The sequence below is a fragment of the Nitrobacter sp. JJSN genome (genome assembly GCF_051912485.1).
Classification (GTDB): Bacteria; Pseudomonadota; Alphaproteobacteria; order Rhizobiales; family Xanthobacteraceae; genus Nitrobacter.
Genome location: NZ_CP196822.1, coordinates 1,771,238 through 1,784,390, shown reverse-complemented (window position 1 = coordinate 1,784,390; position 13,153 = coordinate 1,771,238). Strand labels below are relative to the sequence as shown.

Annotated in this window: 14 protein-coding genes; 12 read left to right on the top strand and 2 right to left on the bottom strand. The window is 61.4% G+C overall.

The annotated features are described in order from the left end of the window. Nucleotides 1-45 precede the first annotated feature (45 nt). From ACSZOQ_RS08850 to ACSZOQ_RS08800, 11 genes are all read left to right on the top strand, one after another. On the top strand, nt 46-1,206 hold the full coding sequence (locus ACSZOQ_RS08850) for a hypothetical protein (RefSeq protein WP_439925644.1): 1,161 nt from the start codon (nt 46-48) through the stop codon (nt 1,204-1,206). Nucleotides 1,207-1,222: 16 nt separating this feature from the next. Then, on the top strand, nt 1,223-1,810 hold the full coding sequence (locus tag ACSZOQ_RS08845) for a protein-S-isoprenylcysteine O-methyltransferase (RefSeq protein WP_439925643.1): 588 nt from the start codon (nt 1,223-1,225) through the stop codon (nt 1,808-1,810). Nucleotides 1,811-1,958: 148 nt separating this feature from the next. Then, nucleotides 1,959-2,516, top strand: a complete 558-nt coding sequence (locus ACSZOQ_RS08840; RefSeq protein WP_439925642.1) for an NADPH-dependent FMN reductase — start codon at nt 1,959-1,961, stop codon at nt 2,514-2,516. Nucleotides 2,517-2,576: 60 nt separating this feature from the next. After that, on the top strand, nt 2,577-2,894 hold the full coding sequence (locus ACSZOQ_RS08835; RefSeq protein WP_439925641.1) for an FtsB family cell division protein: 318 nt from the start codon (nt 2,577-2,579) through the stop codon (nt 2,892-2,894). Nucleotides 2,895-3,104: 210 nt separating this feature from the next. Further along, nucleotides 3,105-4,127 (top strand): pyruvate dehydrogenase (acetyl-transferring) E1 component subunit alpha, encoded by a 1,023-nt coding sequence (pdhA, locus tag ACSZOQ_RS08830; RefSeq protein ID WP_439925640.1) that lies wholly within the window; start codon nt 3,105-3,107, stop codon nt 4,125-4,127. A 26-nt stretch (nt 4,128-4,153) separates the two neighbouring features. Next, nucleotides 4,154-5,572, top strand: coding sequence for a pyruvate dehydrogenase complex E1 component subunit beta (locus ACSZOQ_RS08825; RefSeq protein WP_439925639.1), 1,419 nt, complete (start codon nt 4,154-4,156; stop codon nt 5,570-5,572). A 1-nt stretch (nt 5,573) separates the two neighbouring features. Next, nucleotides 5,574-6,023 (top strand): hypothetical protein, encoded by a 450-nt coding sequence (locus ACSZOQ_RS08820; protein WP_439925638.1) that lies wholly within the window; start codon nt 5,574-5,576, stop codon nt 6,021-6,023. A gap of 9 nt (nt 6,024-6,032) precedes the next feature. Then, entirely contained in the window at nt 6,033-7,400 is a 1,368-nt protein-coding gene (locus ACSZOQ_RS08815; RefSeq protein WP_439925637.1) for a pyruvate dehydrogenase complex dihydrolipoamide acetyltransferase, read from the top strand. Further along, nucleotides 7,400-7,669 (top strand): hypothetical protein, encoded by a 270-nt coding sequence (locus ACSZOQ_RS08810; protein WP_439925636.1) that lies wholly within the window; start codon nt 7,400-7,402, stop codon nt 7,667-7,669. The genes ACSZOQ_RS08815 and ACSZOQ_RS08810 overlap by 1 nt, the downstream gene beginning before the upstream one ends. Continuing rightward, on the top strand, nt 7,662-9,095 hold the full coding sequence (gene lpdA / locus ACSZOQ_RS08805) for a dihydrolipoyl dehydrogenase (RefSeq protein WP_439925635.1): 1,434 nt from the start codon (nt 7,662-7,664) through the stop codon (nt 9,093-9,095). Before ACSZOQ_RS08810 ends, lpdA begins: the two co-directional genes overlap by 8 nt. 696 nt (nt 9,096-9,791) lie before the next feature. Then, nucleotides 9,792-10,613, top strand: coding sequence for a tetratricopeptide repeat protein (locus ACSZOQ_RS08800; RefSeq protein WP_439925634.1), 822 nt, complete (start codon nt 9,792-9,794; stop codon nt 10,611-10,613). Between the two features lie 15 nt (nt 10,614-10,628). Here the strand turns inward: ACSZOQ_RS08800 and xth are convergent, their stop codons facing one another. Both xth and erpA read right to left on the bottom strand, forming a co-directional pair. Beyond that, nucleotides 10,629-11,429 (bottom strand): exodeoxyribonuclease III, encoded by an 801-nt coding sequence (gene xth / locus ACSZOQ_RS08795; RefSeq protein ID WP_439925633.1) that lies wholly within the window; start codon nt 11,427-11,429, stop codon nt 10,629-10,631. A gap of 46 nt (nt 11,430-11,475) precedes the next feature. After that, nucleotides 11,476-11,808, bottom strand: a complete 333-nt coding sequence (erpA, locus tag ACSZOQ_RS08790; protein WP_438274620.1) for an iron-sulfur cluster insertion protein ErpA — start codon at nt 11,806-11,808, stop codon at nt 11,476-11,478. A 112-nt stretch (nt 11,809-11,920) separates the two neighbouring features. On the opposite strand from erpA, the gene ACSZOQ_RS08785 reads away from it, so the two are divergent. Then, nucleotides 11,921-13,135, top strand: coding sequence for a deoxyguanosinetriphosphate triphosphohydrolase (locus ACSZOQ_RS08785; protein ID WP_439925632.1), 1,215 nt, complete (start codon nt 11,921-11,923; stop codon nt 13,133-13,135). Nucleotides 13,136-13,153: the final 18 nt, after the last annotated feature.

Here is a 13,153-nt window from a genome sequence, read left to right as displayed (position 1 = left end):
ATAACGCCGGAGCAGCAGCTTCAACGCGTTCGGCGGTCGCTGTCGATGTTTCAAGGGACTTGGGGCGCGCAGGCCGAGATCGTGAGCGGGATCGAGGCGACGCCGGTCAGCGCGTCCTGGGAGATGCAGGCGTCGGGCCCTAACTGGAACACCCACACGGTCTATGAAATGCTGCGGTGGGACGACCTTATCCTGGAAGATCATGCCCGAGGCATGTTGTCGCGCCTCGGTCAGAGTCTGGTCACGCTGGCTGACTTCGTTGTGACCGGCACGTTGTTCCGTTTCATGTACGCTAGCTGGAAATATGCCGGCTTCTTTCTATTCCCCTATCTTTATCTTACAGGGTTCGCCGCGTGCGGCGCGGGAATCGGATACGGCCTGGTCAGGCTCACGGGTGCGACCGGGTTTGCAGCAGTCCTGCTGACAGTGGTGGTGGCCGCGGGCGTGACGGCAGGTCTATTGCATCTGTTAGGCTGGCGATGGCCGATCAACCATGTGTTCGACGACTGGATCTTCTCGCGCGAGTTCGTCTACGGCCAGCGACCGCGCATGGATGCCCGGATTGATCAGTTTGCGGGGCGAATCCTCGACCGGGCCCGCAACGCCGACGTCGACGAAATCGTCATTGTGGGCCATTGCCTTGGTGCCGCGCTGGTGATGGATTCGGTCGCGAGAGCGCTCAAGTGCGAGCCAGAACTTGCCCGGCGCGGTCCTTCGCTATGCATCCTGACCGTCGGTGCCACCATTCCGAAGTTCTCGCTGCATTCGCAAGGCCAGCGCATTCGTCTGGCCACGCAAACCGTCGCCGACGAGCGTCGAATCCACTGGACCGAATACCACGCCCGCGACGACGCCATCAGTTTCTATCGCTTCGATCCGGTGATATTGAAGCGCGTCAGCCGCGAACGCTCCGACGGACGTCCGAACATCCGGCGCGTACAGTTGCATGACATGATGGACAAGGCCAGCTTCCGGCGTCATCGGTTCAACTTCATGGTATTGCACTACAAGTTCTTGATGGGGAACAGCGTCCGAGCCGAGTACGATTATTGTCTCATCATCTGCGGTCCATTGCCGTTCGATGAGATCACTGCGCCGCGTGGCGGTGTCGACTGTTTCGGAGAGGATGGCGCGCTTCTGAAGCGCGCGTCGTCCGAGGCGACCGAGGTGACCAAGCCGGCGGATTCCACCGTCGGCGCGGCGTAAGCACGGCGGCGAGCTCATGTCCTCGATCGCGCTGGGACAGACAATCTGGCTTGTCGGCGTCATTGCCTGGTTCGTCATCCGCTATCCCTACGCCCGGCGGGCGCGGCGCACTGCGACGTTGCGGCGCGACGGCACCTGGCGCGAGCGCATGCTTCTGGCCGTCGCGTTTCTCGGCCTATTTGCGATCCCCGGCCTGTATCTTGCGACTGGATGGCCGCGTGCTGGCGCCTACGATCCGGGTTATGGGCTCGTCGTGTTCGGCGCTGCATTGTTCGGCTTTTCGCTCTGGCTGTTCCGCCGCTCGCACAAGGATCTCGGTCGGCAGTGGTCGGCGGCGCTGGAAGTGCGCGAGGGGCATCGGGTCGTCCGCAACGGCGTTTACCGATTGATCCGCCATCCGATGTATGCGTCGTTCTGGCTGTGGGCGGCCGCGCAAGCCTGCTTGCTGCCGAACGTCGTCGCCGCCTTCAGCGGCCTCGTCGCCGTGGCGGTGCTGTTCTTCGCGCGCGTGCGCTTCGAGGAGCAGATGATGATCGAGATGTTTGGTGAGGACTATCGTCGCTACATGCAGGAAACCAAGCGGATTATTCCCGGCGTATATTGATCGGCGTCGTCCGTCTTCGGCGAAGTGAATTGGCAAAACTTCTTGTGATGACGGTATCCCGGCAGATAGATGCGCTTGCATCTTTCTTCATGGCCGCTAGGTTGCAGCAGACTTGGCCGTGAGGGCCGCACAACCGCAGGATCTGTCCATGGCATCCCAGCACAGCACCGCCGTCATTGTCGGCAGCCTTCGTAAAGAGTCGTTTTCCCTGAAAATTGCCAAGGCGCTGACCAGACTTGCGCCGCCCTCGCTTCAGCTTGACGTCATCACGCTTGGCGGATTGTCTTTCTACAATCAGGATCTTGAAGCCACGCCGCCGGCCGATTGGATGAGTTTCCGCGAACGCATCAAGACGGCGGATGCTGTTCTGTTCGTGACACCGGAATACAACCGGTCCGTTCCCGGCGTTCTGAAAAATGCCATCGATGTCGGATCGCGTCCCTATGGACAGAGCATCTTTAACGGTAAGCCCGGCGGCGTCATCAGCAATTCGCCGGGCGCCATCGGCGGGTTCGGCGCCAATCATCATTTGCGCCAATCACTGGTTTTTCTCAACGTTCCGGTTTTGCAGCAGCCCGAGGCCTATGTTGGCGGCATCGGGGATGCGTTCGACGAGAACGGCGAACTGGTCAAAGCGTCGCTGCGCGAGTTTCTTGAAGCCTATATCACTGCCTTCGCCGCCTGGGTGGCGCAGCAGAAGAAATAGGATTTTGCGTGCGGTCCGGTTATTAGCGAAGCCTTAACCGCGTCGCCGCATCGTCAGGCCATGGTTTCGCGCTCACGACTCAAATCGGTGCTTACCGGGCTTGCCCTCTACACGATGGCGGCGATGATCGTCGGCTATTTCGGTGTCAACGCCTATATCGGCAAATACGGGTTGAATGCCCGGCAAGAACTCGACCAGGAGATCGTCGCGCTGACTTCGGAGCTGGCGCGGCTGAAGGCGGAACGCGCCGAGGGCGAGAAGCGGGTGGCGCTCCTGCGCTCGAGCGGAATCGACCCCGACATGCTCGATGAGCGGGTCCGCTTTCAGCTCGACTATGCGAACCCGCGCGATCTGATTCACGTCATCCGTCAGAAATAATTTTGAAGGTGCGGCTGCTGGCGAACGCTTGCGCGTGATTGCGTCCGATCGCAAAAACCTATCGTCTAATTTCAAAAACATTCCCTTTTCGGTCACGGAATTTCGCTGTCGCTGCAATGCGGAAAGCTGCGCGCATCAATTTGATCGCGTGCTTTCAAGGTTGCCTGAGTTGGGCTAGAGAAGGTGATCCTTCCCGCATCCGGAATTGACATGGCCGCATCCAAAAAAAGCGTCGCGCAGGCAGCAGACGACAGCTCGAATAGCCCGTCACCGCCCAAATTCACGCGCGAGCAGGACTTTCAGGCGCTGCGCGATATGTTGCTGATCCGCCGTTTCGAGGAAAAGGCCGGTCAGCTCTACGGAATGGGTGCGATCGGCGGTTTCTGCCATCTCTACATCGGCCAGGAAGCGATCGTGGTCGGGATGCAGATGGCGCTCGGCGAGGGCGATCAGGTCATAACCGGCTACCGCGATCATGGTCACATGCTGGCCTGCGGCATGGACGCCAGAGGCGTGATGGCCGAACTGACCGGGCGCCGCGGCGGCTATTCCAAGGGTAAGGGCGGCTCCATGCACATGTTCAGCAAGGAGAAGAACTTCTACGGCGGTCACGGCATCGTCGGCGCGCAGGTGTCGCTCGGAACGGGCCTCGCCTTCGCCAATCGCTATCGCGGCAACGATCGCGTCAGTCTCGCTTATTTCGGAGACGGCGCCGCCAATCAAGGCCAGGTCTATGAGAGCTTCAACATGGCCGAGCTGTGGAAGCTCCCGGTGGTCTACATTATCGAGAACAATCGTTACGCCATGGGTACGTCGGTGACGCGCTCGTCGGCGCAGACGGATTTTTCCAAGCGTGGCGTCTCCTTCAATATTCCCGGCGAACAGGTCGACGGCATGGACGTCTGCGCCGTGAAGGCGGCGGGCGACAGGGCGGTGAAGTGGTGTCGCGAGGGCAACGGACCCTATATCCTGGAGATGCAGACCTACCGCTATCGCGGCCACTCGATGTCCGATCCGGCGAAGTACCGGACGCGCGAGGAAGTCGACAAGGTCCGGCACGATCAGGATCCGATCGAACAGGTCCGCAATAGGCTGTTGGCGGCCAAGGTCTCCGAGGATGAGTTGAAGAAGATCGACGCCGGGGCACGCCAGATCGTCAATACGGCTGCGGACTTCGCGCAAAACGATCCCGAGCCGGATGCGTCCGAACTCTACACCGATATTTATCGCTGAGCGCGCACGTCTTTTTTGGAGCGATCATGCCAATCCAAGTTCTGATGCCCGCGCTTTCGCCGACCATGGAGAAGGGCAACCTCGCCAAGTGGTTGAAGAAGGAAGGTGAGGCGATCAGGTCCGGCGACGTCATCGCCGAGATCGAGACCGACAAGGCGACCATGGAGGTCGAGGCGACCGACGAGGGCACGCTCGGCAAGATTTTGATTCCGGAAGGCACCAACGACGTCGCGGTGAACACGCCGATCGCCACCATCCTGAGTGAGGGCGAAAGTGCTTCCGATCTCGGAAAGGCGCCGAAGGCGGCAAAGACGCCCGCCGCTCCTGCCCAGGACGTTTCGAAGGAAGTTGCGGAATCCCGTTCGCCGGTCGGCGAGGGCAAGCCGATGATCTCCGACCCCAAACGACCCGCCGGGCCGGCGATGGAGATTCCCGAAGATCCCGACATTCCTGCCGGCACCGAGATGGTGACCATTACTATCCGCGAGGCGCTGCGCGACGCCATGGCCGAGGAGATGCGCCGCGACGGCGACGTCTTCCTGATGGGGGAGGAGGTTGCCGAATATCAGGGCGCCTACAAGGTGTCGCAGGGTCTGCTGGAGGAGTTCGGCGCGCGGCGCGTGATCGATACCCCGATCACCGAGCACGGCTTTGCCGGCGTTGGCGTTGGCGCGGCGATGGCGGGCCTGAAGCCGATCGTCGAATTCATGACTTTCAACTTCGCCATGCAGGCGATCGACCAGATCATCAATTCCGCCGCCAAGACGCTTTACATGTCCGGCGGCCAGATGGGCTGCTCGATCGTGTTCCGCGGTCCGAACGGCGCGGCCGCACGTGTCGCCGCCCAGCACAGCCAGGATTATTCGGCGTGGTACTCGCAAATCCCCGGCCTCAAGGTGATCGCTCCGTATTCCGCCGCCGACTACAAGGGGCTTCTGAAAGCCGCGATCCGCGATCCCAATCCGGTGATCTTCCTCGAGAACGAAATCCTTTACGGACACACCGGTCCGGTGCCGAAGCTCGACGACTATGTGCTGCCGATCGGCAAGGCGCGGATCGCGCGGGCTGGCAGTCACGTCACGCTGATTTCATGGTCGAACGGCATGACCTATGCGCTGAAGGCCGCCGATGAGCTCGCCAAGGACGGCATTGAGGCCGAGGTCATCGACCTGCGCACGCTGCGTCCGATGGATACCGAAACCATCGTGGCCTCGGTGCAGAAGACCGGCCGCGCGGTGACCGTGGAGGAGGGCTGGCAGCAGTCCGGCGTCGGCGCCGAGATCGTCTCGCGCATCATGGAACACGCGTTCGATTATCTCGACGCGCCGGTGATGCGCGTTTCGGGCAGGGACGTGCCGATGCCTTATGCGGCCAATCTCGAAAAGCTCGCGCTACCCTCGGTAGCCGAAGTCGTCGAGGCGGCCAAAGCCATCTGTTATCGGTAGAATGTCTGAAAGAATTTCTGATGTTGTATGCGGAGATTCTCTGGAGTGGTGGGAAAATCCGCTTTCGTCTGAGGGTTATAAGTATTTTTTTATAACCCAAGGATCGTGGAAAAATGACACCTTTGTAATACCGATAGATTGTGTTCGCGAGCAGAGGGATCAGCGAGAACTGTGGGAATGTTCTATCAATAAAGCTGTGTGGGTACGTGTGATCGCAGACGAATTCTATGATGCCGGAGCTGGTAAGCCAAAATTGCCGAATGGACCATTTCGGGCGCCGTTCTTTCGTATCATCAGCTCAAGCCACGCTCCCATTTATGACGAGTTCCTGAAAGACACCGGCGCAATGAAGTCTGTAGGCCCTGTGAGAGAATATTTTATTTCCAGTATGGAAAACGAGATTCATTTTCTTGCGATGGAAGAGCCGGTATTCAAGCGACTAGCGAAATGAAAGACGACCATGCCGATCAACATCCTGATGCCCGCGCTGTCGCCGACGATGGAAAAGGGCAACCTCGCCAAGTGGCTCAAGAAGGAAGGCGACAAGGTCAAGTCGGGCGACGTCATCGCCGAGATCGAGACCGACAAGGCGACCATGGAAGTCGAGGCGGTGGACGAGGGTACCATCGCGAAGATTTTGGTGCCGGAAGGCACGCAGGATGTGCCGGTCAATAACGTGATCGCGGTGCTTGCCGGCGATGGTGAAGACGTCAAGGCGGCGGCGAGCAGCGGCGGTGCACCTGCAAAACCCGAGCCGAAGGCCGAAGCAAAAGTCGAATCCAAGGTGGAGGCGAAATCTGGGGGCGCGGCTGGAACCGCTGAGCCATCCTCCAGCGCTCCTGCGCCCAAGCCTGCATCCTCAGGATCGCAAGCAGCATTCGCGTCTTCCGCGAACGGCCACGCCCGCATCTTCTCATCTCCTCTGGCGCGGCGGCTCGCCAACGAAGCGGGCATTGAGCTGACACGCATCGAGGGCAGCGGTCCGCATGGCCGCGTCGTCGCGCGCGATGTGGAGCAGGCGAAATCCGGCAAGGGCCTGAAGGCGCCGGCCGCTGCGCCCACAGGCGCGCCGGCCATCGCGCCGGCAATGTCCGACAAGCAGATCCTGTCGCTGTTCGAGAACGGCTCCTATGAAATCGTGCCGCACGACAACATGCGCCGGACGATCGCACAGCGCCTGACCGCCTCGATACAGACCATTCCGCATTTCTACCTGACGATGGACTGCGATATCGGGCGGCTTTTGGCCGCGCGCGAGGACATCAACGCATCCGCGCCGAAGGACAAGGAGAAGAAGCCGTTCTACAAGCTCTCGGTCAACGACTTCGTCATCAAGGCGATGGCGATGGCGTTGCAACGCGTTCCGAGCGCCAATGTAAGCTGGACCGAAGGCGGCATGCTCAAGCACAGGCATTCCGATATCGGCGTTGCGGTTGCGATGCCGGGCGGATTGATCACGCCGATCATCCGCAAGGCGGAAACCAAATCGCTCTCTGCCATTTCGTCAGAGATGAAGGATTTCGCTGCGCGGGCGCGGGCGCGAAAACTCAAGCCCGAGGAATATCAGGGTGGCACGACGGCAATCTCCAACCTCGGCATGTACGGCATCAAGGATTTCACCGCGGTCATCAACCCGCCGCACGCAACGATCCTCGCAGTCGGCGCCAGCGAGGAGCGGGCGGTCGTGCGGGGCGGCAAGATCGAGGCGGCGCACATCATGAGCGTGACGCTGTCCTGCGATCACCGCGCGGTCGACGGCGCGCTCGGCGCCGAGCTGATCGGCGCGTTCAAGACGCTGATCGAAAACCCCGTGATGATGATGGTGTGATGTCCAAAGTCTGGCGGCCCATGCATGTCACGACGTCATGGCCCTGGATTTCCTTTCTTCTCGCTGCCGCGGCGGGCCTCAATCCGGTTGGGTATGACATCATCTACAGCGCCTACAACTCCGGCGAACAACTGGCGCGCAGTCTCGGGCAGTTTTTGATTTACTGCGCGCTTGGAGTTCTGACTGCTATGGCGCTGATCGAGTTCGGAATTCGGAAATTGCTGATTTCAAGACAGCGCCGGCGAGCGGGCGGAGTTGCAAATGGCTGAATCATCTTTCGACGTCATCATCATCGGCTCGGGCCCCGGCGGCTACGTCACCGCGATCCGCGCGGCACAACTGGGTTTCAAAACGGCAATCGTCGAGAAGCAGTATCTCGGCGGCATCTGCCTCAACTGGGGCTGCATTCCGACCAAGGCGCTGCTGCGCTCGGCGGAAATCTATCACTACATGAAGCACGCCAAGGACTACGGCCTGTCGGCGGAGAAGGTGAGCTACGATCCGACGGCCGTGGTGCAGCGCTCGCGCGGCGTTTCCAAGCGCCTCAACGAAGGCGTCGGCTTCCTCATGAAGAAGAACAAGATCACGGTGATCTCGGGCGAGGCGTCGATCGATGCGCCCGGAAAGATCACGGTGAAGAAGTCCGACTCTCGCCTCATCACCGAGCCACCCAAGGGCGCGCTTGGCGAAGGCAGCTATCAGGCCAAGCATATTATCGTCGCCACCGGCGCGCGGCCGCGCGTGCTGCCCGGCCTTGAGCAGGACGGCAAGCTGGTCTGGACCTATTTCGAGGCGATGGTCGCGCCGAAGATTCCGAAGTCGCTGCTCGTCGTCGGCTCCGGCGCGATAGGCATCGAGTTCGCCTCGTTCTTCCGCACCATGGGGGCCGAGGTCACCGTGGTCGAGGTGCTGCCGCAGGTCCTTCCCGTTGAAGATGCCGAGATCGCCGCGCTCGCCCGCAAGCAGTTCGAGAAGCAGGGCATCAAGATCATGACCTCCACCAAGGTCACGAAGCTCGACAAGAAGGCCGACAGCGTCGTCGCCACCATCGACGCGGGCGATGGCAAGCCGGTCACCGTCGAGTTCGAGCGGGTGATCTCGGCGGTCGGCGTGGTCGGCAATATCGAGAATCTCGGATTGGAGAAGCTCGGCGTGAAAACCGACCGCGGCTGCATCGTGATCGACGGCTACGGCAGGACTAACGTGCCCGGCATCTACGCGATCGGCGATGTCGCGGGACCACCGATGCTGGCGCACAAGGCCGAGCACGAGGGGGTCATCTGCATCGAGGCGATCAAGGGGCTCAATCCGCACCCGATGGACAAGTTGTTGATCCCGGGCTGCACCTATTGCCATCCTCAAATCGCATCTGTCGGCCTGACCGAAGCCAAGGCCAAGGAGGCGGGCAGGGACATCCGCGTCGGCCGCTTCCCGTTTGCAGGCAACGGCAAGGCCATTGCGCTGGGCGAGGACCAGGGGCTGGTGAAGGTCATCTTCGACAAGACGACCGGGCAACTGCTCGGCGCCCACATGGTCGGCGCGGAGGTCACCGAACTGATCCAGGGTTACGTTGTTGCGATGAACCTGGAGACCACCGAGCAGGAGTTGATGCACACCATTTTCCCGCATCCCACGCTGTCCGAGATGATGAAGGAAGCGGTGCTCGACGCCTACGGGCGCGCGTTGAATATGTGAGAAGCTATAGCGTTTTCGAGCGAAGTGGATACCGGTTCGCGTGAAGAAAACGCGTAAAAAATAAGCTGGCGCCCGGCTTTGATTCCATCAAAGCCGGAATAGCTCGAAGCCGTCGCCGTTTGCCCGGCGGCGCGGATTTCCGTTCGAAGGGCCGACCGGACGATGGTTGCCCGGCGGCAACCTTTGTTGCCAGCGCGCAACACCAATTGAACATTTAACCCTGCGAACAAGTGGCTCTTGCAGACGCCGCTATTTAGCCACACCACTTCGCGAATTATTCCAATGTCGGCTTAAGGCGGACGCTCGTGGCCCGGGACATTCCCTCGCACGGAGCGATCCAGTCAAAAAGAGGCCGCCGGGGAAACAGGTTGGCGATGGTCAGGACGGGCATCAGGAGCAGGCTGGCGAACCTTCATGCGGCGGAAGGTCAGGATCGTGCGCCCCGCCGCTCGTTTCATGCCGCGGGATCGACCGGGCAGCAGGTCCGTCACCCCGTCAAACCTTCCGGCATCGTCGTGGTTGCCGAGACACTTAACGTAAATTTGACTAGCGCCGGACGCACCGAACGAAAGACCAATTGGCAGCGCCGCGCGACCAACCATACATCCGTTAAGCTCAGGAAATATGCCCAGCGGATTGGACCGGCAGTCAGCGGTGCTCTGACCTATCGGGGCGGGGTGTACGAGAAGTTGTGTTATGCGGACGTTTAGAAGCACAGTTATTGTTGCGTTGGTGTGGGGCGCGGCCTGCGCGAGCGCGCCGGCGTATGCCTTTGACGGAACCGTGGCCGGCCAGCAGGATGCCACCGCGGCAGCGCTTCCTGTGGCCTCCGCGCCTCTTGCCGGCGGCCAAACGCTGAAGAAGGCACTACCCCCGAGCACCTCGCTAACGGCCCTGCAATATGCTGCCGAGGGAGGTCACCCCATTGCCCAGTGGCGGCTGGGGCGGATGTACGCGGACGGCGACGGCGTCACCCAGGACGATCAGCGCGCCTTCGAGTACTTCAGCCGGATCGCCAATGCCCATGCCGAGGACAACCCTTCGGCGCCGCAGGCCGCGGTTGTCGCCAACGCGTTCGTCGCGCTTGGACGCTATTACCTCCAGGGCATCCCGAACTCGAAGATCAAGCGCGACGCGGAGCGCGCGCGAGAGATGTTCTCCTATGCGGCCTCATATTTCGGCAATGCCGACGCGCAGTACGATCTGGCGCGGCTTTATCTGAAAGGAATCGGCGCCCCCCACGACGTCAAATACGGCGCCCGCTGGCTTGGCCTCGCGGCTCAGAAGGGCCAGCATGAGGCCCAGGCGATGCTGGGCAAGATGCTGTTCACCGGCGATCAGTTGCCCCGCCAGGCGGCGCGCGGGCTGATGTGGCTGACGCTGGCGCGCGATGCCGCTCAGCCAGACGAGACCTGGATCACCGAGAGTTACAATAAGGCGATCTCAAAGGCGTCCGAAGACGATCGCGCCATGGCACTGCAAATGCTGGAGCATTGGGTGCAGGGGCGGCGGGATTAACACCCGCGAGTTCGCTCAGGCCGATCCGGCCGAGTCCAGATCGAGATCGATCCAGACAGGAACATGGTCCGACGCCTTTTCCCAGGCGCGGACATGGCGATCGATACCCACCCCGCTGAGCCGGTCGCTGGCCTGCGGCGACAGCAGCAGGTGATCGATCCGCAGTCCGTTGTTCTTCTGCCAGGCGCCTGCCTGATAATCCCAGAAGGTATATTCCCCGTCGGCATCTGATGAAGCACGCAGCGCATCGGTCAGGCCGAGCCCGAGCAGCGTCTGAAATGCCTCCCGCGTCTGCGGACGAAACAAGGCATCGTCGACCCACGCCGCGGGATTGTAGACGTCGCGCGGCGCGGGAATAACATTGAAATCGCCGGCGAGAACAAAGGCCTCCTCAGCATTCAGACGCTCTCTTGAATAATCAACAAGGCGCGACATCCAGTTGAGTTTATAAGGATACTTCTCGGTATTCGGCGGATTGCCATTGGGCAGATAGAGGCAGGCGATCCGGATCACCCCGTGCTTGAGCGAAACGACGCCCTCGAGAAATCTCGACTGCACGTCACCGTCATCGCCGGCGAGCCGTGGCCGGGTTTCGTCGAACGGGAATTTCGACAGCAGCGCCACGCCGTTGAAGGTCTTCTGGCCGTGCGTCACCACGTTGTAGCCGAGCGCCTCGATGGCCTCGCGCGGAAATTGGTCGTCGACGCATTTGATCTCCTGGAGACAAACGACGTCCGGCGCGGTCTCTGCCAGCCACGCTAGCAGGTGATCCAGCCGCTGCCGGACGGAGTTGACGTTCCAAGTGGCTATGCGCATGAGGGGATTCGGTGCATGCGAGGGTCAATCCCTCGCCAAAGCGGGCCTAGATCGAAAAGCTGGTGCCGCAGCCGCAGGAAGCGGTGGCGTTCGGATTGACCACCCGGAACGACGCCCCGATCAGATCGTCGACGAAATCGACTTCGGAACCGCTCAGGAACGGGACCGAGGCAGGATCGACGAGCACCACGGCGGTATCGCGCGCGATCACCAGATCGTCGTCCGCCTTGGCGCGCTCAATGTCGAACTTGTACTGGAATCCCGAACAGCCGCCGCCTTCGACGCTGATCCGCAACATGGCGCCGTCGCCCTCGGATTTGAGGATTTCGCCGATCCGGCGCGCCGCGCGTTCGCTGACGGTTATGTTGGCTTCGGTCATCGTGCGACTCCGTATGCGATGGGCGGGCATTGTCCAATATTTTGCAATGCCCGCAAGCCATAGTTAAGTGCGCCAGGCACTGGAATCAAATGACCGGAGGGGGCAAATCGCCGTGTCAGTCGGAATGGCAGTTCCCCGCGCGACCTACGCCAGCGACCCCGGCTGTAGCCGTGGTCGCCTGTTCGACGAGCCACCGAGCAAGACCCGCAGCGCGTTCCGACGCGACTGCGACCGGGTGATCCATTCGACCGCGTTCCGGCGGCTGAAACACAAGACCCAAGTGTTTGTCTATCACGAAGGCGATCACTACCGGACCCGTCTCACCCATACCCTCGAGGTAGCCCAGATCGCCCGCGCGCTGGCCCGGCAGCTCGGGCTTGACGAAGACCTGACGGAAGCGCTGGCGCTGGCGCACGATCTCGGCCATCCGCCGTTCGGTCACGCCGGCGAGCGGGCGCTGGACGCCTGCCTCGATGGATATGGCGGATTCGACCACAACGCGCAGACGCTGCGGGTCGTGACCCTGCTGGAGCATCGGTATCCGGATTTCGACGGCCTCAACCTGACCTGGGAAGCGCTCGAGGGGATCGTCAAGCACAACGGTCCGCTGACCGATCCCACAGGCAACGCCATCGGGCGGTATCAGCGTCGCGGCGCCCCGGTCGGCATCGCCGATTTCAACCGAGTGTACGATCTGGAACTCTGGAGTTTTGCCTCGCTCGAGGCGCAAGTCGCGGCGATCGCCGACGACATCGCCTATGATGCCCACGACATCGACGACGGTTTGCGCGCCGGCCTGTTTGCCGTCGACGATTTGAAGACGATGCCGCTGACCGCCGGAATGATCGCTGATATCGCGCGCCGCCACCCGTTGCTGGACGACGACCGGCGCGGCGCCGAATTGGTGCGCGAACTGATTTCCTGCCTGATTATGTCCGTCGTGTCGGAGGCGGAGCGGCAGCTCGCCGAGGCGCGGCCGCAGTCGGTCGATGAGGTCCGCCGTTATGGCCGGGCTTTGATTGCTTTTCCGTCAGACGCCGCGGAGGCGGAGGCCCTGATCAAGACTTTCCTCAAACAACGCATGTATCGTCACCCCCGCGTCATGCGCGTGATGGACGAGGCCGAAACCATCGTCCGGGACCTGTTCGCGCGCTACCGCGACGATTCGGCGGCGCTTCCCGCCGAATGGCTGCCGGAGGACGGCGAAAGCCGCGAGCTTAATGTCGAAAGGGCGCGCCGGATCGGCAATTTCATCGCCGGGATGACCGACCGGTTTGCCATCACCGAGCATCGCAGGCTTTTTGACTCGACCCCGGAATTGCGTTAGGCGGCGCGTGATCCGGCC

What these genes read in the sequence shown, in the direction of transcription:
- ACSZOQ_RS08835 (WP_439925641.1), top strand. Translation starts at nt 2,577, where the DNA reads ATGGTTTCGCGCTCACGACTCAAATCGGTGCTTACCGGGCTTGCCCTC.
- ACSZOQ_RS08800 (WP_439925634.1), top strand. Translation starts at nt 9,792, where the DNA reads ATGCGGACGTTTAGAAGCACAGTTATTGTTGCGTTGGTGTGGGGCGCG.
- pdhA (WP_439925640.1), top strand. Translation starts at nt 3,105, where the DNA reads ATGGCCGCATCCAAAAAAAGCGTCGCGCAGGCAGCAGACGACAGCTCG.
- ACSZOQ_RS08825 (WP_439925639.1), top strand. Translation starts at nt 4,154, where the DNA reads ATGCCAATCCAAGTTCTGATGCCCGCGCTTTCGCCGACCATGGAGAAG.
- lpdA (WP_439925635.1), top strand. Translation starts at nt 7,662, where the DNA reads ATGGCTGAATCATCTTTCGACGTCATCATCATCGGCTCGGGCCCCGGC.
- ACSZOQ_RS08820 (WP_439925638.1), top strand. Translation starts at nt 5,574, where the DNA reads ATGTCTGAAAGAATTTCTGATGTTGTATGCGGAGATTCTCTGGAGTGG.
- ACSZOQ_RS08815 (WP_439925637.1), top strand. Translation starts at nt 6,033, where the DNA reads ATGCCGATCAACATCCTGATGCCCGCGCTGTCGCCGACGATGGAAAAG.
- ACSZOQ_RS08810 (WP_439925636.1), top strand. Translation starts at nt 7,400, where the DNA reads ATGTCCAAAGTCTGGCGGCCCATGCATGTCACGACGTCATGGCCCTGG.
- erpA (WP_438274620.1), bottom strand. Translation starts at nt 11,808, where the DNA reads ATGACCGAAGCCAACATAACCGTCAGCGAACGCGCGGCGCGCCGGATC.
- xth (WP_439925633.1), bottom strand. Translation starts at nt 11,429, where the DNA reads ATGCGCATAGCCACTTGGAACGTCAACTCCGTCCGGCAGCGGCTGGAT.
- ACSZOQ_RS08850 (WP_439925644.1), top strand. Translation starts at nt 46, where the DNA reads ATGTTTCAAGGGACTTGGGGCGCGCAGGCCGAGATCGTGAGCGGGATC.
- ACSZOQ_RS08845 (WP_439925643.1), top strand. Translation starts at nt 1,223, where the DNA reads ATGTCCTCGATCGCGCTGGGACAGACAATCTGGCTTGTCGGCGTCATT.
- ACSZOQ_RS08840 (WP_439925642.1), top strand. Translation starts at nt 1,959, where the DNA reads ATGGCATCCCAGCACAGCACCGCCGTCATTGTCGGCAGCCTTCGTAAA.